General features: G+C 41.6%; 20 protein-coding genes. 9 read left to right on the plus strand and 11 right to left on the minus strand.

What is annotated here, in order from left to right:
- Nucleotides 1–79 precede the first annotated feature (79 nt).
- Together H5201_RS16675 and H5201_RS16680 are read right to left on the minus strand one after the other, a co-directional pair.
- Nucleotides 80–712: an OmpA family protein gene (locus H5201_RS16675; protein WP_149983073.1), complete on the minus strand. Its 633-nt coding sequence runs from the start codon at nt 710–712 to the stop codon at nt 80–82.
- 77 nt (nt 713–789) lie between these two features.
- Nucleotides 790–1,584, minus strand: a complete 795-nt coding sequence (locus H5201_RS16680) for an ABC transporter substrate-binding protein (protein ID WP_182785093.1) — start codon at nt 1,582–1,584, stop codon at nt 790–792.
- A gap of 122 nt (nt 1,585–1,706) precedes the next feature.
- Here H5201_RS16680 and chrA point away from each other — a divergent pair, with 122 nt between their 5' ends.
- Nucleotides 1,707–2,855 carry a chromate efflux transporter gene (gene chrA, locus H5201_RS16685; RefSeq protein ID WP_182785094.1) on the plus strand — a complete coding sequence of 383 codons (1,149 nt, stop codon included), beginning with the start codon at nt 1,707–1,709 and terminating at the stop codon, nt 2,853–2,855.
- Here the strand turns inward: chrA and H5201_RS16690 are convergent.
- The 3 genes from H5201_RS16690 to speA all read right to left on the minus strand — a co-directional run bounded on the left by H5201_RS16690 (nt 2,818) and on the right by speA (nt 7,041).
- Nucleotides 2,818–4,077 carry a mechanosensitive ion channel family protein gene (locus H5201_RS16690; protein ID WP_145241985.1) on the minus strand — a complete coding sequence of 420 codons (1,260 nt, stop codon included), beginning with the start codon at nt 4,075–4,077 and terminating at the stop codon, nt 2,818–2,820. The two genes, chrA and H5201_RS16690, sit on opposite strands and share 38 nt — an antisense overlap.
- A gap of 140 nt (nt 4,078–4,217) precedes the next feature.
- The gene (locus H5201_RS16695; RefSeq protein WP_145241986.1) at nt 4,218–5,099 is read right to left on the minus strand and encodes an acyltransferase; all 882 of its coding nucleotides are present in this window, start codon (nt 5,097–5,099) and stop codon (nt 4,218–4,220) included.
- 64 nt (nt 5,100–5,163) lie between these two features.
- On the minus strand, nt 5,164–7,041 hold the full coding sequence (speA, locus tag H5201_RS16700) for a biosynthetic arginine decarboxylase (RefSeq protein ID WP_145241988.1): 1,878 nt from the start codon (nt 7,039–7,041) through the stop codon (nt 5,164–5,166).
- 203 nt (nt 7,042–7,244) lie between these two features.
- Here speA and speE point away from each other — a divergent pair, with 203 nt between their 5' ends.
- Entirely contained in the window at nt 7,245–8,108 is an 864-nt protein-coding gene (speE, locus tag H5201_RS16705; RefSeq protein WP_145241990.1) for a polyamine aminopropyltransferase, read from the plus strand.
- A gap of 276 nt (nt 8,109–8,384) precedes the next feature.
- Here speE and H5201_RS16710 read toward each other — a convergent pair whose 3' ends face one another.
- The 3 genes from H5201_RS16710 to H5201_RS16720 form a co-directional block, all read right to left on the minus strand.
- Nucleotides 8,385–9,986, minus strand: a complete 1,602-nt coding sequence (locus tag H5201_RS16710) for a methyl-accepting chemotaxis protein (protein WP_182719101.1) — start codon at nt 9,984–9,986, stop codon at nt 8,385–8,387.
- Between the two features lie 67 nt (nt 9,987–10,053).
- The gene (locus H5201_RS16715; RefSeq protein WP_182719107.1) at nt 10,054–11,277 is read right to left on the minus strand and encodes a hypothetical protein; all 1,224 of its coding nucleotides are present in this window, start codon (nt 11,275–11,277) and stop codon (nt 10,054–10,056) included.
- Complete coding sequence (locus H5201_RS16720; RefSeq protein WP_182719100.1) at nt 11,270–11,899, minus strand: methylamine utilization protein; 630 nt, start codon at nt 11,897–11,899, stop codon at nt 11,270–11,272. The genes H5201_RS16715 and H5201_RS16720 overlap by 8 nt, the downstream gene beginning before the upstream one ends.
- A gap of 210 nt (nt 11,900–12,109) precedes the next feature.
- On the opposite strand from H5201_RS16720, the gene H5201_RS16725 reads away from it, so the two are divergent.
- From H5201_RS16725 to H5201_RS16735, 3 genes are all read left to right on the plus strand, one after another.
- Nucleotides 12,110–14,152, plus strand: coding sequence for a glycoside hydrolase family 97 protein (locus H5201_RS16725; RefSeq protein WP_182719099.1), 2,043 nt, complete (start codon nt 12,110–12,112; stop codon nt 14,150–14,152).
- A gap of 505 nt (nt 14,153–14,657) precedes the next feature.
- Nucleotides 14,658–17,666 (plus strand): LodA/GoxA family CTQ-dependent oxidase, encoded by a 3,009-nt coding sequence (locus tag H5201_RS16730; RefSeq protein ID WP_182785095.1) that lies wholly within the window; start codon nt 14,658–14,660, stop codon nt 17,664–17,666.
- Between the two features lie 4 nt (nt 17,667–17,670).
- On the plus strand, nt 17,671–18,846 hold the full coding sequence (locus H5201_RS16735; protein ID WP_182740429.1) for a tryptophan 7-halogenase: 1,176 nt from the start codon (nt 17,671–17,673) through the stop codon (nt 18,844–18,846).
- Here the strand turns inward: H5201_RS16735 and envZ are convergent.
- Entirely contained in the window at nt 18,843–20,147 is a 1,305-nt protein-coding gene (envZ, locus tag H5201_RS16740) for a two-component system sensor histidine kinase EnvZ (RefSeq protein ID WP_149983061.1), read from the minus strand. The genes H5201_RS16735 and envZ overlap by 4 nt on opposite strands.
- A gap of 5 nt (nt 20,148–20,152) precedes the next feature.
- Nucleotides 20,153–20,872 (minus strand): two-component system response regulator OmpR, encoded by a 720-nt coding sequence (gene ompR, locus H5201_RS16745; RefSeq protein ID WP_145242004.1) that lies wholly within the window; start codon nt 20,870–20,872, stop codon nt 20,153–20,155.
- Between the two features lie 196 nt (nt 20,873–21,068).
- On the opposite strand from ompR, the gene greB reads away from it, so the two are divergent.
- The 4 genes from greB (at nt 21,069) to H5201_RS16765 (ending at nt 25,130) form a co-directional block, all read left to right on the plus strand.
- A complete protein-coding gene (greB, locus tag H5201_RS16750) occupies nt 21,069–21,548 on the plus strand; it encodes a transcription elongation factor GreB (protein WP_182719096.1) in 480 nt (159 codons plus the stop codon).
- A gap of 144 nt (nt 21,549–21,692) precedes the next feature.
- A complete protein-coding gene (locus H5201_RS16755) occupies nt 21,693–22,001 on the plus strand; it encodes a hypothetical protein (protein ID WP_145242531.1) in 309 nt (102 codons plus the stop codon).
- Between the two features lie 50 nt (nt 22,002–22,051).
- Nucleotides 22,052–22,633, plus strand: a complete 582-nt coding sequence (locus H5201_RS16760; RefSeq protein WP_145242533.1) for a CBS domain-containing protein — start codon at nt 22,052–22,054, stop codon at nt 22,631–22,633.
- A gap of 163 nt (nt 22,634–22,796) precedes the next feature.
- Complete coding sequence (locus H5201_RS16765) at nt 22,797–25,130, plus strand: Tex family protein (protein WP_145242535.1); 2,334 nt, start codon at nt 22,797–22,799, stop codon at nt 25,128–25,130.
- Between the two features lie 64 nt (nt 25,131–25,194).
- Here the strand turns inward: H5201_RS16765 and H5201_RS16770 are convergent, their stop codons facing one another.
- Complete coding sequence (locus H5201_RS16770) at nt 25,195–25,980, minus strand: hypothetical protein (RefSeq protein ID WP_182785096.1); 786 nt, start codon at nt 25,978–25,980, stop codon at nt 25,195–25,197.
- Between the last annotated feature and the right edge of the window lie 48 nt (nt 25,981–26,028).

Genomic DNA, 26,028 nt, shown 5'->3' on the forward strand with positions numbered 1-26,028 from the left:
GGTAAGCGGTAAGCGGTAAGCGGTAAGCGGTAAATAATCTCAATCATTTGCTTAGGTAGCAAATGATTGAGATAAAACATTAACCTTTAGTATTTGGTACAATTTGAACTTCCACGCGGCGGTTTTGCGCGCGGCCGTTGGCGCTGTCATTGCTGGCAATTGGGCGAGTTTCGCCGTAACCACGTGTACTAATACGCCCAGCTAGAATTTGCTGATTCACTAAGTAACCTTTCACACTCTGCGCACGCTGTTGCGATAACGTCATGTTGTAGCTATCTTTACCTGTGCTATCGGTATGGCCTTCAATACTTAAATAAGTTTTTTCGTACTTATTCATCACTTTAGCAATAGCATCAAGGGTGTTATGAAAGCCTGATGAAATATACGATTGATCGGTGGCAAAAGTTATATTAGCTGGCATCACTAAACGTAAGTTATCGCCTTCACGCACAACTTCAACACCGGAGCCGGCTAACTCATCACGAAAAGCCGCTTCTTGTTTATCCATATAGTCACCAACCGCAGCGCCGGCTAGCGCGCCAATAGCGGCACCAATGAAGATACGTTTATCATCATGATCTCCGGTTGCCTTACCAAGTACTGCGCCTGTAGCTGCACCAATACCAGCTCCCATTCCTGTGTTGGTGGTCTCACAACCCGTTAATAATAATCCAACAATAGTCGCTGTTAGTAATGGTTTGGTTAAAGTCATGGTATTTCCTTGGTTATTAATTCTTTCATTAACAGCTAGTATGCAAACATTGTAATGAACGAAATATGAAGAAGATGTTAAAAGCTCAGCGCTTGCTCGTTAAGAGGAGGAAGTTCATAGGGAGCAATTAATGTATTTAGCTGACCAGTGGCAGCCATTGTTTTCATTAGCGCATCAACCCGCTGCGCTAATGGGGTTACTGAAAACTGTTTACTTAAAGCGAGATAACCATAGATTATGTCATTAAAACGATACCGCATTTTAACTAGTTTATTGGCTGGCTGATTCAGCACACTCATAGCATGATCCGCGGTATCTTCAACGGCAATAACTAAATCTGCACGCCCTTTCAATAATAGGTTAATAGCTGTGCTTTCTGTTAAAACAGCTATTTTAGTCAGTTCATCGTCTTCATCAAAACGTTTAAAATGTACGGCACCTCGCATAATCGCAATTTTTTTACCATATAAATCGTCATAGTTGTTGATTTGTAATTGGCTATCTTCGCGTGCATAAAATACAAATGACGAGGTTAAAACCATATAAGGTGGGGTTACAAATTGCATTACTTGCTGACGCATAGGTGTGAGGATCAAACCTCCCATCGCATTAACTTCGCCTTGCTCTAACATTCTTACACAGCGTGAAAATGGGCAACCAACCAGCTCTAACTTAAAAGGAAGTTGCTTTTTCATCTCCCGAAAAATATCAACAATCGCGCCTGATACTTCACCATTTTGATTAATTTGGCTATACGGTGGTGCATGATCCACGGCTAACGATATTTTTTGCACAGCCGCATTAGGTTCATTTGCAGCATAGGCATAGTTTATAAAGGCAAAAATTATAAAAATATAAACAATAAATCGCATAACTACTTAACTTTAACAAAGCCTTTTTTACATTGTAGACAGGTACAAAGATTAAAAACCATAAAATTGTCACGAAATTTTGTCATACTAAGCTGTTACGGCAATAAGAAACGAGAGAATTCATGTTACTAGCTATTTTTAAGCAGTTTTTTTTACTTGGTTGCATGAGCTTTGGCGGGCCAGCTGCACATTTAGGTTATTTTAAACGTCATTTTGTTGATAACTTGCAATGGCTCAATGCTCAACGTTATGCACAACTAATCAGTCTTAGTCAGGCTCTGCCTGGACCTGGGTCTAGCCAAGTGGGTTTTGCCATTGGTGTGGAGCGAGCAGGCGTATTAGGCGGTATTGCTGCTTTTGTTGGCTTTACCTTACCTTCCTTTTTGATCATGGCTTTATTAGCGATTAGCGCCCACCAATTTGATGCTATTTACTTTGCAATAGTTGCCGGTTTAAAACTATTTGCCGTAGTAATTGTGGCCGATGCTACGCTGAGTATGGCAAAAAGCTTTTGTACTAGCTGGGTACTCAAAGCGCTTGCTATGTTAAGTACCTTAGTGCTGATCTTATTACCGAGCCTGAGCAGTCAAATATTGGTTCTATTAGCAGCCGCTGCTATTGGCGCAATATGGCCATTGCTTAATCTATCTCAAAGTAATCAAACAGCAACTAAGCAGCGCACAGTTAACTGGCCTGCATTCATTCTATTTGCACTATTATTGCTAGTGAGCTTTGTCCCACTAGGTTCTCAATTTGCAGATTTTGCACCCTTTTATCAAGCTGGGGCTATGGTTTTTGGCGGCGGTCATGTGGTATTGCCGATACTTCAAGCTGGCTTACCAAGTTTAAACACTGAGCAATTTTTATCAGCTTACGCCAGCGCACAAGCGGTGCCTGGGCCAATGTTCACCATTGCTAGTTATTTAGGCGCAGAGCTTAATAGCGAGCAGCCGCTTGTTGGTGCGGTGATTGCAACCTTACTGATTTTTACTCCTGGTTTTTTATTAATGTTAGCATTTCAAAAAAGCTGGCTGCAATTATCCGAACGCCCCCGCTTTGCCAGCTGTATTGCCGCGCTTAATGCCGCTGTGGTGGGTTTTTTAGCGGCTGCATTGTATTCACCAATTTGGACATCCGCAGTTCACAACATTTGGCATATTGTGATTGTTGTTGCAGCTTTTGCATGGCTAAGGTTAGCAAAGCCACCTATTTGGTGGCTATTAATCGTATTTGTTAGCCTTGGCCTACTTCAGTATTATTTGCCACTTTAATGGTAGGTTTAATAGCGGTTGGGGTGATTGCTGCAGGACTAAATTGCCCCGAGACACTTTGATAAGCGCGTAGGTCAAAAATAGGTAATACCGCAAGTAGATGATCCATGATCTCTGCTTGCAGATGCTCGTACGATATCCAGCGCTTATCTTCACTGAAACAATAAAACTCTATCGGTAAGCCATGATTTAACGGTTGTAACTCCCGCACCATTAATGTCAATGACGTGTTTATTTTACTGTGCTGCTTTAAATATCCTTCAGCATAACGACGAAATAACCCTAAATTTGATACCGGATCAGGTAAGGTATTCATCTTAATATATTCTTTTAACGCGATAGTTTGAGAAATCGTTTTAGTCAGCTCGTCATCAGCTAAACGAATGCTATTCATATCTATATTGAGTGAGCGCTTGATCCGACGACCTCCAGATTCTTGCATACCACGCCAGTTTTTAAATGAGCCGGCCACCAGCATATAAGTGGGGATAGTGGTGATAGTGTTATCCCAGTTTCGTACTTTTACGGTATTTAACCCAAGGTCAATTACTTCGCCGTCAGCACCATAGTTATCTACTTGGATCCAATCACCATAGGTTACTAAACGATTTGCTGCAATTTGAATGCTGGCTACAAAACCTAATATAGTGTCTTTGAATACTAACAAGGTCACCGCAGCAATTGCCCCGAAGCCTGACAGAATATAGGTTGGCGATTTTTCCAGTACGATACTGACAATCAAAATCACACAAATCATAAAGGTAATAAGTTTTACTACTTGGATCAGCCCTTGAATCGGCACTTCGCGAGCAAACTCTAGTTGGTTATAAATGCCACCCGCAATACTTACTATGCTGCTGATGATAAAGCCAACATGAATAATTAATAAAGTTTGGCCAATCGTCTTCAGCACTTCAGCAGCAAATTCAGTAACTGGGTAAACACTATCAAATGTTGCTAAGAATAATACACAGCACAACATTCCGGCAAAACGACGGTTAAGTTTTGTCAGCATAGGCGCCAACAGCCCAATTCGCTCAGGAGAAAGTTTAGTCACCACCTTTTGAATACCTGGTAGCATTAAACGGCGGGTAAATAAATACACCACTAACAGCGAGAACACACCAATTGCAGTGGCTGTAAGAGAACTGAATAATACTGTGTCAGGCATACCCTGAAACCAAGGCTGCACAAATTGCTGTAAATGAGTTGGAGTCGTCATGATAATTCTAATTCCTTGCTGCGGGAGGCTCAATAACAGTCATTTTAGCTATATTGATTGTTGCTTAACACTGTAACAAACCCAAAACCAATACAAGCTTAACAGTACTGATTTGGGCCGTTACCTATTAGCATTTGCAACTATGACTTAAGTTTTTGCTCAAACTCGCTAAGCTGTTGTTCTTTCTCTTGCCATAAGCGATTTAATTCTGATTGAAAACGTACTCTAAATTCAGAATCTCCCGTGTAATCACCTATCAACTCTTGGCTTACCGGCATCACTTCTACATAAATATTAATTTGTTTTACTCGTCCACTGGCAAAATCCATAAAGGTAGGAATGCCCTCAGGATACTGAATAGTGACATTTACCACTTTAGAGATTTGCTCACCCATAGCTTGCATCACAAACGCCACCCCACCCGCTTTAGGTTTGAGTAAATGAGGAAACGGGCTATTTTGACGCGAATGTTTTTGCGCTGTAAAGCGAGTACCTTCAACGAAGTTAACCACACTCACCGGCATTTCTTTGAACTTTTCACAGGCTTTACGGGTTGTTTCTAAATCTTTACCACGTAATTTAGGATTCTTTTTTAATTGGCTTTTGCTGGTACGAGTCATAAAAGGGAAGTCGAGCGCCCACCAACATAGCCCCAGAACAGGAACGTATATCAATTCTTTTTTCAAAAAGAAGTTTAAAAATGGAATTTTACGATTAAACACACGCTGTAAAACTAAAATGTCCACCCAGCTCTGATGATTGGCAATCACTAAGTACCAGTCTTTTAGTTTGAGCTCTTCAAGGCCGGTTACACTTAGTTTGGTTGGTGTTAATAACTTTTGATTTAACGTATTAAACGTAACCCAAATAGAGGCGCACTGCTTAGCTGTCCAACTCATTAACTTTTGTAACGGTTTGATAGGGATAAGTTTAATTAGGCCACAAATAAAAATGGGAACAAACCAAATTAGTGTATTTATGGTGTAAAAGAAAATACTAAAAACACAACGGATCCAAGACATTACTACTTAATTCCTTTCATTAAAACTGTTCGGCAATTTAGAATGCAATACAAGAGTATCGCAATTAATCTTCAAAATATGTATACCCTTCAAGGCCCGCATTTAGCTCAGCTAAATACTGCTGCTTAATAGAGTCACTAATGTCGAGTTGCTGTACTGTGGTAGCAAAGTTATCCGAGAAAATATCGCTATCATAATCAACAAACTTTAATACATCCTTAACGCTATCACCCTTGATCGCATTGGTTAGTTGATAACCTTGTTCGGTGAGCTCTACATGGACTGAATCAGTATCACCAAATAAGTTATGTAGATCACCTAAAATCTCCTGGTAAGCTCCCACCATAAACATCGCAATGTGGTATTGTTGCCCAGGTACATATTGTGGAATAGGTAAGCTTGTTTCGATCCCTGCTCCCTCAACATATTCACGAATTTGCCCATCTGAGTCACAGGTAATATCTTGAATGATAGCGCGTTGCGTTAACGGCTTATCAAGGTTTTCAATCGGCATTACCGGGAATAATTGCTGGATCCCCCAGACATCAGGCAATGACTGAAACAATGAAAAATTCACAAATAATTTGTCGGCTAATTTTTCGTTTAAATCATCCAGTACTTCACGGTGAGCACGCGCATTGCTTAATGACGCTCGCACGCGATGCAAAATAGTAAAATACAGCTGCTCTATTTTCGCCCACTCCAACATACTTACTAAACCATGTACGTATTGGTCGTGCGCTTCACTAAATAAGTGCATTGCATCATGGTAAATTTCTAATGCCATACGCGGGTTTAAACGCTGTAAACATTGCCACATTTCATCTAACACTAACGCACTATTTGGCTCAGGTGCACTAGGGTTGCTGTGATTTGGTGCTTGCTCAACATCAATCACATCGGTGATCAACACTGCGTGGTGAGCAGTTAACGCACGGCCTGATTCAGTAATAATAGCCGGATGCGCTAAGTCATGCTGTTCGCACACTTCAGCAAACGCATTCACCACATTACGAGCATATTCCTCTACTGTGTAGTTCATTGAACAGGCACTGCGCGAGCCAGAACCTTCGTAATCAACGCCTAAACCACCACCTACATCAACGGTATTTAATGGCACACCTAGCTGGCTTAATTCTGCAAAGTGGCGTGAACATTCACGTAAAGCACGATGAATATCGCGAATATTGGCAATTTGTGAGCCTATATGAAAATGCACCATTTGCATTAAATGCAACTTATTGTGTTTTTTGAGTACTTCAACGGCCGTTAATACTTGCCCAGCTGTTAAGCCAAATTTACCTTTTTCGCCACCGGTATTTTGCCACTTCCCTTTACCCACTGAGTTTAAACGGATGCGAATACCAATGGCAGGCTCGATGCCTAGATCTTCAATCTCGGCTAATAACGTTGTTAACTCAGATAGCTTTTCAACTACGATTTTAACTTTATGGCCCATCGCTTGGCCAATACATGCTAAACGTAAAAACTCACTGTCTTTGTATCCATTACAAACAATAGTGATCGGTTGTTTTGCCACACCTAAAATCGCCATTAACTCAGGCTTTGAACCGGCTTCTAAACCGACTAAGCCACTTGGGTGCGCCAATAACTTACTTACTACTGAACGCTGCTGATTTACTTTGATCGGATATACGCAAGTATATTGACCTTGGTAGGCACGGGCATTGCGCGCGCTACTAAATGCGCTGGTCATAGTATCTACACGATTTTGCAAGATATCGGTAAAGCGTACTAATACTGGTAACGTTAAACCCTGCTTTTTAAATTGTTCCGTTAACTCGGTTAATGAAATAGCGGCTTTCGTTTGATCGCCATCTGGGAAAGCAACCAGCTCACCTTGGCTATTAATATCAAAGTAACCATCGCTCCAATGAGCAACGTTATATGTAGAGCGTGCTGTATCTAAACCCCAAGTCATGGCAAATTCTTCTATAGTTAACAAGTTTCGCGGAATCACGCATTTTAGTACGTCATAACCCTCTACGCTAACAAAAAATGACCTTTAAGCCAAAGCTAAGATAAAATATATTCGCTATACTGATAAAATTTCATTGAGCAAAACGCCAAGCACTGGCAGAATTGCCCCTTTTTCATACTCAACTCAAAAGTGTAACTAGCGACATGGCAAATTTAGATCAAAGTAAATGGTTTACAGAAATCAGTGAACGTGACGGCAGTGCGTTTTCTATGCGCATCAACAAAAAGCTAGAAGAACAGCAATCGCCTTTTCAAAAAGTCGAAATGTACGAGACAACAGACTTCGGTAATCTAATGATTATTGACGGTTGTACTATGGTAACTAGCCGTGAAAACTTTTTTTACCATGAAATGATCAGCCACCCTGCACTACTTGCACACCCAAACCCAAAAAATGTAGTTATTATTGGTGGTGGTGACTGCGGCACTTTACGTGAGGTACTCAAGCACCCGGGCGTTGAGTCTGTTACACAAATCGATATCGATGAAGTAGTGACGCAAATGTCACTTAAATACTTCCCTGAGTTATGTGAAGCAAACCAAGATCCTCGCGCTACAGTAATGTTTGACGACGGTATTAAATATATGCGTGAAGCTGCAGCAGAATCAATCGATATCGTGATTGTTGATGGCACTGATCCAGTCGGTCCTGGTGAAGGTTTGTTCAACCATGCCTTTTACACGAGCTGTTTAAATGCACTACGCCCTGGCGGCATTATGGTACAACAAAGTGAATCACCGCTTATGCATATGCCATTACTGGTTGAAATGCGCGATGCGATGACTGATGTAGGCTTTAACGACTTACAAACACTGCCATTCCCACAACCTATTTACCCAAGTGGCTTATGGTCAGTAACACTTGCTCGTAAAGATGAAGCATTCGCCGGTTTTAGAGAAGACGCAGCAGCAGAGCTTGCGCAAACTACAGAGTATTACAATAATGGTATTCACCATGGCGCATTAGCAACACCGAACTTTATGAAGCGCGCTTTCGAAAAAAAGTAAACGTTATACCAATCGTTTTAAGTTACTGACCATTTATAGCGACAGAAAAATACAGTGGTAACAAGGCAGAGATTTTGACATGTAGTTGTTCTCGGCAATTGCTCCTGCATTGCTCTACCTCTTGCATCCATGCAGTCGTACATGAAAAATTACTAACGCAGTTAGCGCTTTATTTAGCGCGCTAGAATGGTTAAATATTTAAGTCGATTGGTATTAGATACTAACAACGCAAAAAAGGGTTCTATCGAACCCTTTTTTATTGCCTACAGCAAACAATTAAACTTTAAAGCGCTGCAATAGGCGGTTTAATTCATCGGTTAATTGATTCATTCTTACCGCGACTTCTTCGGTTGAACGTGCCAGCTCGCCACCTTGCATGGTTTGCTCGTTCAATGACGATAAATTATGACTTATTTCTTCCGCTACTGCGGTTTGCTCATCGGTAGCTTGGGCTGTTTGCATAGCCATATCATTCACTTTTACTGATGACTCTTGCATCGCATTAAGCACATCATTGGTTTGCGTAAACGAGGCTACGGCTTCATCTGCAAAGCGTTTGCCACCATTAATTGCCGTTAAAGACTGCTCGACACTATTGGCAAACTGCTCAACCATTTTTTGAATATCGTTGGTACTTTCTTGAGTGCGCGTTGCCAAGGTGCGTACTTCATCGGCAACCACCGCAAACCCCCGCCCTTGTTCGCCAGCTCGCGCCGCTTCGATAGCAGCATTAAGCGCAAGTAAATTAGTTTGCTCCGCAATCGCGCGGATCACCTCTAGCACTTTAGCTATATTATCAGAGCTTTGTTGCAGTTCGGTTGATTTGTTACTGGCATGTTCCATATTTTCAGATAGCGCGACTATTTTATCACTCGAATTAGCCACAGCCGTTAAACCTTGCTTAGCCAGGTGCTGTGAGTTATCGGCTTCTTTTGATGACTGCTGCGCCACATTAGCTACTTCGCGACTAGCAACACTCATTTGATGAACCGCACTGACAATTGATTCAGATGCTTGGCTGAGTTTTTGAGTGATCTGATTATTTTGATTTGCGAACTGGCTTAAATCAGTTCCTAAATGGTTAAGCTCATTAGATTGGCCTAAAATATCACGGATCAATTGCTGCAAATTATCTAAAAAGCGATTAAATGCCGTTGCCAGCTCGGCAAATTCATCTTGGCTTTTTACCACAATACGCTCTGTTAAATTACCATCACCAGAGGCAATATCATTAATTCTCGCAGTCACGTAATGCATTTGCTTCGTTAACTGACGTGGGATCATATAACTGAACCAAGCTGAAATGGCTAACAGCACCACCACCATAGTCAGTAAAAACAGTTTCGTTGTGGTTATCTTCTCTAGCAGCTTTTGTTTTTCTTGTTTAGACGTCAACTCAGCTTGTTCACCTGCTTTATCTAAAATATCGCGCAGCGCTGCAAACTCAGTATTGGCCTGCTGATTTTTTTGCTTGTTTTGTGGGTCATTGATATACGCGTTTGATGCTGATAACCATTTTTTAAAGGCACTATCAAAGCCAGTAAACTGCGCCGTTACTTGCGGGTAGGCTGATAAAAAATGTAAATATTGATTAAAACGATCGGTCACTTGCTGTGCGTTTTCTTGATGATCTTGCAACTCTTCGGCATTACCTATCTTATTGGTTACTAAGTGCAATTCAGCTACTTTGGCTTGATAGAGATCACGGTCACCATTAACCACTACTGAAATAGCATTTAGAAATCGCTCAGATTGCGCTTCTAATGCATCTTTTTGTAAGTTAATTAAGTGGGTATAGCCTGCTATCAGTACTATTATCGCAATCCCAAGTAACACAATTGGCAGCGAGCTCTTGATTCGAATACTCTGTAAGTTCATTTTTCACCTTTGCATAAAATACAACATCAGCCACAACTTAATATAGTTCAAACTATCTGAATTACCATTAAAAGCGCCACTGAACATTTAAGCTAATTTGTTGCTGTGATAGGTTTTTGGGATTATTCATCGCCATGCGATTATCTGCTTGGCTATGTAATGCTGAGCCCTCAATCCCTAGTTGCCACTGCGGCGTTAATTGATAGCGCCAGGTCGCGGTTATACCTTCACCTTCACTGGCATTAGGATCAAATTGCCAGTCGTCATGATCGGTTACCTCAAAATAATCATAACGCATTGAAATACGATGCTTGGCCATTTTATGACTTACTAATATAAAGTGACTATAGAAGCTATTATTTACACCGCGTTTAGCACCCATAGCGGTAGTGCCCGACATCATTTGCGCAATTAAGCGCGTATTCGCAGTAAATTTATATAGCCACGCGACGCTGCTAAAACGAGTATCCCATGCATATTGCCCAGTACTTCTATTTAGTGCTGCAGGGTCGCCATTATTATCGTAATAATAAAAACGAAATTGTGATTTTTTTAAATAATCCCAGTGAATTCCTGCATAATAACCAAAGCGCCCATCAACCTCCTCAAAGGGCAAGACCTGATTTGCCTGATACTGAAGTTCGGTGCTATTAAATGAAGCGATTGGCGCAAACGCAATACTTTCATTAAAGGTCGTTTGGCGGTCATGCACTGCAAAGCCACGCCAAGCTAATAATGTGCCTGCAGGATCATTACCTTTAAATGTAGCGCCAACCAATGCAAAGCTATGGGTACTGTTAAAGCTGCGCCCTGGCCGCTTGATAGTGGCCTCAACCCCAACGGTACGTACCTCTTCACCTATCCATGAATTTATTGCTGAGTTAGTGTAATTATATGGTGAAAGCCAGCCCATATCTGGATTTTCTAATGATAATAACGGGTAAAAACCACCTACCCGCAGATGCCATTTATAGTTACTCGCTGTTAGCGGCTTATATTGCAAATATGCTTGGCTAAAACCTAAAGTCGGCTGCGGATCTTGATAAGCATTAATAACCCCATGTGCTGACCAAGCGGTGGTTAAATCAGTCCTAAAATCAACGACTCCCTGAGAAAGCACAATGCCATCATTGTCACTATCGTATCGGTATAGCCCTACGCTACCTTGTTGCCAACTTACGTATTGATCACCCTGAACTGCACTTAGTTGCACTAAGCCCTTTACTTGTGCAAAAGCATTGCACGTTAATGTTAGCCCCACTACACCTAGGTAAAAGCAAGCTTTATTCATAGTCGTCAAATTCATCAACACCCACCGCAACACGAGAAATAATCGCCTGTTTTATTTGATAAACAACCGGCGCACTAGTTAGTGCAATGGCTTTGCTTTCAGTTTTGCTGATGTCACTAAATTCGGAGTGCCAAATATTTAGTGTAAAATCTCCGGCCTCAAGCGCCAGCTCAATTTGTCCTTTATCATTGGTCATTGCGTAATACGGACTATCAACCACCACAATATACCCCAACATCCAATCATGAATATTACAGCCTAATTCAACTACGCCCGTTTGCTCAAAACTGATCGGATCCTGTGGTTGCTCTCGGTATAGCTTTAGCTCAAACGATTTAGCTTTGGAAAACGAATACACGTGGTGCATGATTGAATCTGCATTTGGAAACTCAACTTGAGCATTTTGCGGTACCACCAACACATGGGGAATAAACTGCCGGTCTTTTTGAGTCATTATAAAGGGTGTAGTTGGCGCGGGGAATTCAACACTTTTATCCGCAGGCGTTAACCAGACGACGGCATTAGCGAGCGGTTTTTGCTGTTGATCATTAATGGTGATAATACCAGCGTAACTATTAAAAACCATTAAACACAATGAAAGAATGAAGGTCTGCTTTAACATTTTAATATCTTCTTATTTAACTTCATTCATTATAAACCAATTAGATTAATCTTTTGTTAATTATATTCTGTTAAAAATATCTCGTTAATTATTTTTCAATATTTAACCTAAGCTAACTAATGAGCTGAATACGTATGCAGTCATCTCGTAATCTAGGCCCTTGCGCTTTATGCTAAATGCTTCAATTAGGTTACACCTCAAGGAACAGCTATGCGATTACCTTTGCTACTTCTGCTTGGACTTTCAAGTGCTTGTTTTGCTAAAGACGCGACGATTCAATCCCCGAACGGAAATATAACAATAACCATTTCGGATCAGCAAGCTACACCAAGTTATAAAATCAGCTTTAACGGCAAAGATGTTATTGAAAATTCAGCTCTTGGCTTCGAATTTAAACAACAAGCCGCCTTTGCTGAAGGTTTTACAATCACCGACGTTAACAACTCCCAACATAACAGCCAATGGCAGCAACCTTGGGGTGAACGCCAAACTATTATAGATAAACATAATGAGCTCGCGGTTACGTTTAAAAAGCCAGCGCCACAAGGCGGCACTTACACGGTTCGTTTTCGAGCTTTTAATGATGGCGTCGGTTTTCGTTACGAAGTACCTAAACAAGCTGGATTTGAAAATATTGAAATCACTAAGGAGCTAACCGAATTTGCAATTAGTGGTGCGGATAAAGCCACCGCATGGTGGATCCCAGCTCGTGGTTGGAACCGTTATGAATATGTTTATAACACCACTCCACTGCAACAAGCTGCTCTTGCGCATACTCCATTTACCTTTAAAAACGCTGATGGCGTCCATGTGAGCATTCACGAAGCTGCATTAGTTGATTATGCAGGGATGGTGCTCAATCAACGTCGCCCAGGGACTTTACAAGCCGACTTAACGCCTTGGTCTGATGGTGTTGCGGTTAAAAAACATGGCGCATTTAATACTCCGTGGCGCACCATTCAAATTGGTGACAAAGCCGTTGATTTGATCAACTCAGATATTATTTTAAACCTCAACGAACCAAATAAACTCGGTGATGTATCGTGGGTTAAACCAGGTAAATATGTCGGTATTTGGTGGGGCATGCATATCAATGAGAACACTTGGGGCAGCGGTGAAAAGCACGGTGCGACCACCAAAGAAACCAAGCGCTACATGGATTTTGCAGCTAAATACGGTTTTGATGGGGTACTCGTCGAAGGCTGGAATATTGGCTGGGATGGCGACTGGTTCTTCAATGGTGATGTTTTTAGTTTTACCAAACCTTACCCTGACTTTGATATTGCAGAGCTAACTCGCTATGGCAAAGAAAAAGGCGTACAGCTGATTGGCCACCACGAAACGTCTGGCAACGTAACCAACTACCGCAACCAGATGGAAGACGCCTACGCACTGTACGAAAAATCTAACGTTAGCCAAGTAAAAACAGGTTACGTAGCAGATGGCGGCAACATCAAACGCATTGATGAAAACGGCATTGCTCGCCATGAGTGGCACGATGGCCAATTTATGGTTAATGAATACCTACACAGCGTGCAACTGGCTGCAAAACATAAAATCAGTATTAACACCCATGAACCGATAAAAGACACAGGTCTGCGCCGTACTTATCCGAACTGGATAGCCCGCGAAGGTGCTCGCGGCCAAGAGTTTAATGCATGGGGCACACCGCCAAATCCACCAGAGCATATTCCAATGCTCGCCTTTACCCGTATGTTAGCTGGGCCAATGGACTTTACACCCGGCATTTTTGATATGAGTTTTAATGGATTAGGTGGTGATACAAATCGTCCACAAACCACACTTGCGAAACAACTCGCGTTATATGTCGTAATGTATAGTCCAATCCAAATGGCCGCTGATCTTCCGCGTAACTATTTAGCCAAACCGGACGCATTTAAATTTATTCAAGACGTACCAACAGATTGGCAACAAAGTATCGCACTAGCGGGTGAGGTTGGCGATTACGTGGTGTTTGCTCGCAAAGAGCGTAAGCGTGATAACTACTCTGGTAACGACTGGTTTTTAGGAGCAGTAACCGATGAGCAAGCTCGCAGCATAGAGATAAAACTCGACTTCTTAGAGCAAGGTAAAAAGTTTGAGGCACAAATTTATCGTGATGGTAATAATGCGCAGTGGAAAAACAACCCATACGATTTAAAAATCGAAAAGCGCATAGTCACAGCTGCTGATAAGTTAACGCTTAAACTTGCCACCAGCGGCGGCACAGCAATTAGATTTAAAGCTTTATAATAGCGCGAAGTCGATAGTGAAAATAGGAGGCGCGAGTTTCTCTCGCGTCTTCTTTTTGATAAACAATCGGCAAATAAAGAACCTCCAATTCATAATGTTAACGTATGAGTTAGCCCTTAAAATAATTGTTCAATGCTACAGTTCATGACCTCATTAAACTGTTGGCATCATCATTACTGCAACCAAAAGCAACTATGCTTATATTGATGGCGCTGTTGTATCACCCCCTGAAAATACCTAACACATCCTATAAATAGCACGTGAAATACCGTGTAATAGTTTTATTTCCATTATTGCTCTACTTTTACAGATTAAAAAGTTAGTTAATTAGTAACAGTAGGAATACCAAGCATGGCTGTGAGGCATATATTTAATAATTTTGAAAAATTACGCAGCACTAATAAACAACTAAATGTGCAGTCAGCTCAATAATAGTGAACTTGCTTAAAAGGACTTTTAGAGCTAATACCTCTAGAGCCGCTTCAATACTATAAGGAATATAATAATGGCTAAGAAACCCAAAAATCGCAGTATTAAAACGCTAGCAACTGCTAATAATGTGCCGTGTTGGTCAAATGACAAAGATGTTGAATTAGCCTGCCAGCGGTTAACTGAAATGTTTGTTGGCCTTGGTCAAGTGCTGCGTATAGACAAAGGTCAACAGCCAGCACAACGAGCTGTATTTAGAAAGCAACATGGCATCGCTTACGGCCACTTTATTATCAATCCAGATATAGACCCACAATTTAAAATTGGCATTTTTGCAGGCAAAGAATACGAATGTGCAGTGCGCTTTTCAAGTGATACGTTAGCATCATCACCAGATTTACACAGCACATTAGGATTGGCAGTGAAGCTCTTTGGAGTAGATGGGCCAAAGCTGATTGGCGAAGGTGATACCGCAGATTTTATTTTTCAAAACATGGATCGATTTTTCACCAAAAATGCGCAACAGATGTGCCAATTCACCACTGCAGGCGTGATCGATAAAAACTATGATGCCTATTTAAATAATCCAAAACACATACAAACAGCCAATATTTTACAGGCTATGCAAAAAGTTGAAGCAAGCTGTTTAAGCGCTAATTATTGGGCAATATTACCGTTCAAATTAGGCGAACGACAGATTGTAAAATATCGCTTAGTGCCTGAAGGCAGTGAACTTGGCGCACCAAGTGTCGATAATAATTACCTCGCTTTAGATTTGCAGCGACGTTTACGTCAAGGCAGTGCAACATTTCGCTTTGAAGTACAATTAAGAACAAACCCAAAAACAATGCCACTTGATGATGCACAAGCCGTGTGGAGCTGTGAAGAAAGCCCATACGTATGTATTGCGCGGCTGCATTTAGCACAACAAAATATTACCGCGATTGGTCAAGCTGAGCTTGGTAATAACTTAGCGTTTAATATTTGGCGTACTTTAGCCGCCCATGAGCCTCTAGGTAGCATTGCATTGGCTCGAAAGTCAGCCTATGCGGCCAGTGCTCATGCCCGACATACAGCCAACGGTCAGCAGCTACAAGAGCCTAAACAGTTAAGTGAATTTAAGCCACAGCAAGATCAAGATACTGACTCTGAGTGTATTGTTTATGCCGGTATTTATCCGCCTATTGGTGTAATGCGCGTGGGTAATAGTAAAAAAGGCTACTTTATTGGCCCGCAACAACCGCAGCCCATAGCTCATACTGATGAATACAGTTACCGAGATAAAACAGGTGCATTAAAGCGCCAAGCAGCTGAGTTTAGAATTTACGGTTTTAATGCCGCTGGTAAAGCGATAAAAGAACTAACCCTCGATAATGCAGACATTACTTGGCATGCTGAATTAGCAAATCAAAAAGCCTGCTGGTACGAATTTCAAATTGCTTTAGATATTCCAGAAGCCGCAGATGCGCCGCCATCGTTACTGCGTAATAACAATGTAGCCGATCGTAGCAAGCTGTTAATCAAAGGGGGTAAACACAGTATAAGCGGCAAAAACGTAAAATCTAAGCATGAGTTTATTGGCCAATTTATGGATCAGGATGTGTACTTAGGCGAAATGCGCAGTGATCAATACGGTCGCTTACTCATGCTCGGTGGTCATGGCGTGTCACGCAACGTAAACGGCGATATAGCCATTACCTTTGCAAATAATGAAGGCTGGTATGATGACACCTCAGATGGCCCAATTACAGCAGAGGTTGTATATCAGGGGGTATCGCTAAGAGTAGAACCCGCTTGGGTTATTTGCGCGCCACCGGATTATGCACCGATGCAAAAATCAGTACGCACCATGTGGGATTTAATGCGCGACGTTGCTGTAGATGCTGGTATGCTGGCAAGACCACAGCGACCTTCCTTTAGTAACGACATTCAACCCATATTTGCCCGAATGACGGATTTACAATGGGTTAATGACGGATTTGCTGGCGCATTTGGCTGGGGGGGTCAGTTTAATTACACCACCAATGAATGGCTAGAAAAGCTTAGCGATCCCTCTCCTGCCTATCAGGAATTACGCCGTACACTGTCTAATAACTTTCGTCGTTTTGATGTTCCCGGTGCGCAAGCTCCACAACTATGGCCTTGGCTGTATGGCGACGCGATTAGCATTCCTCCCACGGGCTCAGTGCGCCAGCATGCAACGCTATCAAATTTGCAGTTGAGCTTTTTAGACCAATGGGTGAAAGGTGATTTTATTAATGATTACACCCCTCAATCAGCTTGTCCGGCACATGCAAATGTAACCGCGTTAGATGATTATCCAATTGCTGAGCAGCCAGAACTACTTACTCGCGGCGCGATGGAGTTTTGCCTTGCTGATGCATTTCACCCGGGCTGTGAAATGACTTGGCCAATGCGAACTGCAGGCATGTATATGTCGGCATTTCGACTCAAACACGCCCAAGCGGACTTACAAAGCGACCGTTACTATTATGGTCCTGTGATGAATAGCGACGTTTATACTCTCGCGCAAGGACCTTTATTTGGTGGTCAAGTAGCAGGCGGGATAACACGCTGGATGGCTATTCCTTGGCAAACTGATACCGCGAGCTGTAGAGATGGCTACAGCTCTGAGTACGATCCATTTTTACCGACATTTTGGCCTGCTCGAGTGCCAAATCAAATAATGAATCAGTTCCGCTATCAACAAGTGCTTGATACCTCATTACCTGACAGTACTCGTCAACAGGCTTTTGCTTATCGTACTGATTGGCTTGATGATTTACCTCTGCACGGTAATCCTGCCACATATACAAACCAAATCAATAGTATGATAGACAACTTTGCTGAACTTGCGATTGTACAACCGCATATCGGCGTAATAGGCGATGCACAATTTCCTAGCGCAATGCAGGTTGGTATATTGCCCAACAATCCACAAGATGAGGCACAAGTTAACTTAGCGAGTAAAGCGATACAGCATACAAAAGCGACTCTCTCGGCTGAGCATGCTTCACATCGTAGTCAAACCAACTTAGGTGTTACTGAAAAAGCGAGCCGCTTTCATCGCAATAAAGGACGCTAAAGCAATGCTGCAAGAGACCGAATTACAAACGGATGTTGTGATCATTGGTGCAGGTGTGGCAGGCTGTATCGCCGCACTTGCTTTATGTGATTCATATCAAGTTACTTTGATTGATAAGTCTGAGATGCCCGAAGAGCGAATTGGTGAATGCTTAGCACCTGCCGCACGGCGTATTTTACAACAGTTAGATTTGTTAACTGAATTTGAAAACCAACTGGTGGCCAACGTACTTACCCCACAGCATTTACACAATGCAGGATTGCAAATAAGTTGGGGCCAATCAACACCCTATGTTACTGATAATCTCAGTAACCCGGATGGTTTAGGTTGGCGCTTGGATCGTCAAGTATTTGAGAGCTTTTTACGCGAAAAAGCGCTGCAACGGGGTGTCCGCTGTATTTGGCCTGCCAAATTAGCACACAGCGAATACCAAGGGCAACGCTGGCAAATAACACTAACACAGTTACAACAAGAGCAAACAATCAACATTGCGAGTCAATTCGTAATTGATGCCACTGGCCGAGAGGCTCATTTTGCAAAAAAATACACCGCTCGCAAACAACATGACCGTCTAATATCTTGCTGGGCAACCGTGGCTAATACTATTGAAAATCAACTAGGCAGCATTTGTGCCACGCAAAACGGCTGGTGGTACAGTGCACCATTACCAAACCAACGTCGTGTTTTAGCATTTCAAACGGATCCGGATTTGCTGACCAAAGGCTTACAACGTGATACAAAGTTATTTACTCAACATGCGCAATGTTATGCCAATCAAGCGAAGATTCTCGATGTATGCCAACAGCCAATAACACTGCACGGTATCGTCAGCGCGAACTCCACTCGCTTAGAGTGTTTTGCAGGCCAACAATGGGCCGCTTTAGGTGATGCAGCACTGAGCTTTGACCCAATCTCATCGCAAGGAATTTTTAATGCGATGGCAAGTGCCATGCAACTTGCCGATCTGATGAAAAAACTCGAGATAGTCAATAAAATAGAACACGATAGCCAGCTACAATTTAAAAAACTATACCAGCAACAAATAGAACAGATTTGGCATCGTTATTTAGATCACAAACGCTATTTTTACGCTCAAGAGCAACGCTGGTCAAACAGTCCTTTTTGGCAGCGCAGACAGCAGCCGAGTAGTATAAAAGTATATAATAGTATATACAGCTAACTCACTTTGACTGGTAAATAAACCTCAGCATTTAAACCGCCTTCAGGGCGATTAACCAGTTTTACTTTACCACCATGCATATCAACTATGCGCTTAATGATCGCAAGCCCTAACCCACTACCTTCACTGCCTCGCGCAGCATCGCCTTGTTTAAAAGGTTCAAATACCGTTTCAAGTTCACTTTCAGGAATACCTGGGCCATGATCTTTTACAATCACCATAGCGTATTTTTTATCACGACTTAGCGCAGTTTCAACATCAATATCACCATCCGAATAACGGATTGCATTTTCAATCATGTTGGTAATAACTCGCTTGATTGCCACCATACTTAAAGGAATGTTACTAATACTAGGATTTTCGCTAAAAGTGATAGTGCGTTGATGTTTTTGTTCTGAATGCACCACTTCTGACACTATCGCGTTGAGATCTTCAAGCGCTAACTCCTCACGTTTGTGATGACGCAAATACTCAATAAACTGATCAATAATGGCATTCATGTCTTCAATATCGTAGATGATCCCTTCACGCAGATAATCTTCTTCATCCGACATCATTTCGGTAGCAAGGCGAATGCGCGTCAGCGGCGTACGTAAATCATGAGACACCCCAGCCATAAGTAGACGGCGATCGTTCTCAAGCGCTGCTATACCACGTGACATTTGATTAAATGCGCGGGTTACTTCGATGACTTCAGTTGAGCCGTGTTCCTCTAATTTTGTAGAAAAATCTCCAACCCCTACTTTTACCGCCGCTTGTTGCAGCGCTTTTAAAGGTCGATTCAAATGACGTGCGAACAGCCAACCACCGAGTACACTTAAAAAGCCGATACTAGATAAATAAAAGGTTAGAAATTCGAGATTATTTTCTTTAAAACCAGTTAGCGGTACTTTAACCCAGTAACCCGGTGCTTGCGGCGCTTCTACCCAATAAACAAGCGGATCTGTTTGGCTAATACGCACTCGGGCTGAACCATTTAGTTGCTCTGACATACTACGCGACAACATTGAATATTCACGAGTTTGCGCCAAACCTTCGCTCATCGCTTGGCGCTGGGTCATAACTTCGATACCGGTTATTTCAAAAAACTTTTCAGACACCTCATCACTTATTTCAACGCCATCTTCCCAGTCTATAAACACAGTTTTGATTTGTTTTGCGAGAATAAGGTTAACTTGCTCAATAGTAGGCTTAACTACGTAAAGGCTAACCGTGATGTAAGACACTACTTGGTTGATCAACAATAGTGCCGCAACTAAAAACACCGTTTGTCCAAATGCACTTTTGGGAAACATACTCATTATGGCTATTTTTCACCATCTGGAACAAATACGTAACCTAAGCCCCATACAGTTTGAATATAACGTGGATTAGCGGCATCGACTTCGATCATGCGACGCAAACGTGAGACTTGTACATCGATACTACGCTCTAATGCACTGTAATCTCGACCACGCGCTAAGTTCATTAACTTATCACGACTAAGCGGCTCTCGTGGATGTGTAACAAGCGCTTTCAATACCGCAAACTCACCACTGGTCAACGACATGGTTTTGTCGCCTTGGCTCATTTCACGGGTGGCTAAATTAAGCGAAAACTCACCAAACGAAATATGATTTTCTTCTGCTGACGGTGCACCTGGCACTTCTTTTGAACGACGACGCAAAATGGCTTTAATACGCGCTAATAATTCACGCGGGTTAAATGGTTTCGGGATGTAATCATCAGCACCAAGCTCTAAACCGATAATACGATCAACCTCATCACCTTTGGCAGTTAACATGACAATTGGAATTTCATTTTCTTTTTGGCGTAACCGCTGACAGATAGATAAGCCATCTTCACCGGGTAACATTAAATCAAGTACCATCAAGTGAAAGTTTTCACGCTCTAACAGCCGATCCATTTGTTCTGAATTAGCAGCTGTACGCACAATAAATCCTTGTTCTACCAAGTAGCGCTCTAACAAGCTGCGTAAGCGCATATCATCATCAACGACTAATACTTTTGTGGTTTCATGTCCCATCACTTTCATTCTTATTTTTCTGTACTGTTATGATTAATATAAATGAAAAACATGATAATAAAAAACTAATTAGGTCACTAGATTGTTACTGAACATTTCAAGCCCACAAAAATGCTGGCGAGAACAAAAATCAGCTCGACAAGCCAACAAGATTTTTATACCTTGCCTAGGTGTTTCTCAAGGTAATAATTTAAACGTGAAAACTAATTTAATCACCCGCGAAGGGTATTTACAGCTGCAACAAGAACACGACCACTTATGGAATGTTAAACGCCCTGAAGTCACAAAAATAGTGAGCTGGGCTGCTAGCCTTGGTGACCGTTCAGAAAATGCTGATTACCAGTACAATAAACGTTTGTTAAGACAAATAGATCGTCGCGTGCGGTATTTACGCAAACGCATGCCAGATCTAAAAATAATTGATTACTCGCCGCAGCAAGCTGGTAAAGTGTTTTTTGGTGCATGGGTCGAAATAGAAAATGAACAAGGTGAAGTGCTGAAGTTTCGCATTGTTGGCCCTGATGAGATTTATGACCGCAAAGATTATATCTCGATTGATTCGCCGATGGCGCGCGCATTATTGAAAAAACAAGTGGATGATGAGTTTTATGTTACAACTCCGCAGGGCAAAAAAGAGTGGTACGTTAACAGTATCAGTTACTCTGGGGCTTCATAAATCCTCAGTAAAACGATAGATCCTCGCTTCTCATTATTCAGATAAGGTTAATTATTGATTGTCTAAAGTGAATTTGTAGACTATAAATAAAAGTACTCAAGTAAAGCATTTCGCGCTTGAGTTGAATATTAGAAGGTAGTAGTTATGTCAAACGTAATACATCGCATAGTAAGTAATGCCGTGTTATTTACACTCTTAATGAGTGTGAGTTTGACTGTAATTGCTCAAGGTTTTGACGACCACGACCATTTATCCCCAACCGCAAACTATGTTGCTTGTGACATTCCTGACCAAGCTAATCTTGACGTTGACTTAGACACACACGTTGACGGGATCTCTATCAGGGTGCTTCAACCACTCCCTGAAAACATTTTATCACTTTATGTGAGTACCACTTTCGTACAACCTTTTAGCTATGCGTATCAGCGTGGACCACCGGCTTATTTTATTTAATTTATCGCTTAAAAACTTGATTAAATTTAATAATATAATTGGTGATTACTATGGCTAACTTTAAAGAACTTCGTACTCAAGACATTTCTAAAGGCGTTTTATCTCACACTTACCGTGACACTCAGCCGTTAATTGATTTAACGTCTCCGGCTTTGAAAATGGTCAATAATTTTACTCAAAAAGACCCGCTACGTGCTCATTTTGAAACCAGCATTGTTGATGCATTAAAACAGATCACTAGCCAACATACAGACTTTATTTTAGTAGTAGATGACAAAGAAAAATTACTTGGTATAGCATCTAGTGCGGATCTACAAAGCTCAAAAATTATGATTTTAGCACAGCGCTTAAATGTACCTCGCAACGAAGTTAACTTACTTCATGTAATGACACCACTTAGCCACTTAACTGGCGTAAGTATGCAAAGCTTAAGCTATGCTTGTATTGGTGATGCACTACAAACAATGGAACAAAACGGTATTATGTTTTTACTGGTTACTACCGCACATAATGAAATTTGTGGTTTAATTTCAGCTCGAGAAATTGCTAAAACATTACAAATTCCGTTACATATCACACCTATCGCGCACAGTTTTAGTGAAGTAATGCAACATATTGAACACCCTCATTAAGCACTGATACATGTTTAATTGAACCACCTCTTTAAAAGGCCTTAAAGTATATAAATAGCATACTTTAAGGCCTTTTTATTAAGCCCTGCTGTGATATTATTCAAGCAATTAATTACGCCAAAACTATCGTTCTGGTCTTCAAATTGTTTAATAAGGTTTTTGCATGAGCAATATCTCTGCACGTTTAGCCACTGAGCTGAATGCTCAAGAGCAACAAGTTATAGCTGCTACAAAATTACTCGATGAAGGTTCAACAGTGCCTTTTATTGCCCGCTATCGTAAAGAAGTAACGGGTGGTTTAGACGATACCCAATTACGATTGTTAGAGCAGCGTTTATCGTATTTAAGAGAGCTGGAAGAACGTAGAGCCTTCATTCTTTCGACGATTAAAGCGCAAGATAAACTCACTACCAGCTTAGCTGCCGATATTAATAATGCGGATAGCAAGACTGAACTTGAAGATTTATATTTACCTTACAAAGCTAAGCGCCGCACTAAGGGGCAAATTGCTATTGAAGCTGGTCTTGAGCCGTTAGCGAATGCTTTATTTAATGATGCTTCTTTAGATCCTGAGCAACAAGCCGCTGGCTACCTAAATGCAGAAGCCGGCTTTGCTGATGAAAAAGCAGTTCTGGATGGCGCTAAATTTATTTTAATGGAACGCTTTGCTGAAGATGCCAAACTGCTCGCCAAATTTCGTAGTCACATCAGTCAGCACGGCCAAATCGAAGCAAGCTTAATCAAAGGCCAAGAACAAGCTGGCGCTAAATACCGAGATTATTTTGAGCATCAAGAAGCGCTTAAAAAAGTGCCTTCGCACCGCGCTTTAGCTATGTTGCGCGCGCGCAACGAGGGTATTCTACAGTTAACAATCAACCCTGAGCCAAGTTCAGAAAACCCGGCCCATATGTGTGCCGTGATGATTGCCGATCATTACCGCCTTGATATTAACAACCAAGTAGCCAGCCCGTGGTTACTCACTGTCGTGCAGTGGGCCTGGAAAATTAAGCTAGGCTTACATTTAGAAAACGAATTTTTAGCAGCCATGCGTGAAAAAGCCGAAACAGGCGCTATCGATGTGTTCGCTAAAAACTTAAAAGACTTACTTATGGCTGCCCCTGCTGGGCCTCGCATAACATTGGGCCTAGATCCTGGTCTGCGCACTGGCTGTAAAATTGCCGTTGTTGATAGCACTGGTAAGTTATTAGCCACACAAACTATCTTCCCACATGCACCACAAAATCATTGGGATAAATCAGTACGAACGCTAGAGCAGTTATGCCGCCAACATAAAGTCGAGCTAATCGCTATTGGTAACGGCACCGCTTCACGCGAATCAGACAAACTGGTTGCTGAATTAATCAAAGCAAATAGCGAGCTAAAACTCAATAAAATTATGGTCAGTGAAGCTGGCGCATCGGTGTATTCAGCATCAGAATTTGCTGCTAATGAGTTTCCTGATTTAGATGTGTCGTTACGTGGTGCGGTTTCAATTGCGCGTCGCTTACAAGATCCACTTGCTGAACTTGTGAAAGTGGAGCCTAAGTCAATTGGTGTAGGTCAATATCAGCACGATGTATCACAAAGCCAACTAGGGCAAACTCTGACTTCTGTTGTTGAAGATTGTGTGAACTCGGTAGGTGTAGATTTAAATATGGCCTCAGTGCCATTGCTTGCGCGTGTTTCAGGGTTAAATAAAACCTTAGCGCAAAATATTGTTAATTATCGCGATGCTAACGGTTCATTCACTAAACGCTCAGAGCTAAAGAAAGTAGAGCGTTTAGGGCCAAAAGCATTTGAACAAGCCGCCGGTTTCTTAAAAATTAGTAATGGCAGCGACCCACTTGATAAATCATCAGTTCACCCGGAAGCTTACCCTATCGTTAAACGCATTTGTGAACAAAATAGTCTCGATGTAAATAACCTAATTGGTAACTCAGAGCTGCTGAATAAGTTAGTTGCCAATGACTACATTGATGATAAATTTGGCTTACCAACGGTTACCGACATCATCAGTGAACTTGATAAACCTGGACGCGACCCTCGTCCTGATTTTAAAACAGCAGAGTTTAAAGCAGGTGTTGAAAAAATCAGTGACTTAAAGCCAGGGATGATTTTAGAAGGCGTGGTTTCAAACGTAGCTAACTTTGGTGCCTTTGTTGATGTGGGTGTGCACCAAGATGGTTTAGTACATATTTCAGCGATCACTAATAAGTTTATCTCTGATCCGCGTGAAGTAGTTAAAGCGGGTGATATTGTAAAAGTAAAAGTAGTGGAAGTTGACGCTGCCCGTAAACGTATTAGTTTTACCATGCGTTTAGACGATGACATTGATACCAGCAATAAACCTGCTCCATCAGTCAGTCAAAAGCCGCAAGCCAATAATCGTAACAATGCTCAGCAACCTCGCGCTGCAAAACCAACACGCGATACCGGTAATGCAATGATGGGTAATGCATTTGCAGACGCCTTCGCAAATGCAAAAGTGAAAAAATAACGCTTAAGCAAAAACGCCACAAACTCAGTTTGTGGCGTTTGCAATTCTGCTATTTAAATCCGATTTAAAAATAATAACGAAATGCTGCTGCTGCGATGTCAGCGTATTCATCGGTGTAACTGTAGGAAGCAGCAAACGTTATTTTTTCAGTGACTGCGTAATTTATACCCGCTTTTAACAGGAGGTTATTTTCACTTTCAGCATCATGTAAACGTACATAACCAGCACCTACGCCATGTAAACGTTCATAACCAACGCCTGCATTTACTTCAAATTGTTCGCTCAATAAATGTAGAATTTGTGCAGTTACTTCAAAGGAGTCAGCTGTTTCTGAACCTTCATAGTATGTTTTTGAAACATCAAAAACATTACCATCAGATTCAAGTCTATGTACAAATGTTTCCTCAGTCTTAACCTTACTTTTCCCATACTTCAGGGCATAGTCAACAGAAGTTTCTCTTGAAAAATGTTGAATGTATCCAAAGCCAACATTATAACGAGTTAAACTCATATCCGTTGTTTCATAGTAAGAATCTGTCATATTAGATGTATAAGTGCCATCTGGTAGAGGAGCAAATGATGTAAATGTAGTAGTGCTAGAATAGTCAACACGACTTTGAGAATACGAGCCTGTCACATACCAACTTTCAAAAATTTGTTTGCTAAGATTAATAACGTACCCATCGTAGCCAGAATACATTGGGCTGTCAGGATCCGTTTTATCATTGCTTTTAATGTCAGTTTTTGTATAGCCAACTTCAACATAATCGTAGCTTAAAAGTGATGCTTGGTTTGCTGCGGCGGTGATTGAGAAAAGTGATAAAGCCCCTGCTAATACTGCATATTTCATTTAATTGTCTTCCATAATAAAAATCGTAGGGAAAATAGCAGTTACAGT

Source organism: Pseudoalteromonas sp. SG43-6, assembly GCF_014164365.1.
Taxonomy (GTDB): Bacteria; Pseudomonadota; Gammaproteobacteria; order Enterobacterales; family Alteromonadaceae; genus Pseudoalteromonas; species Pseudoalteromonas rhizosphaerae.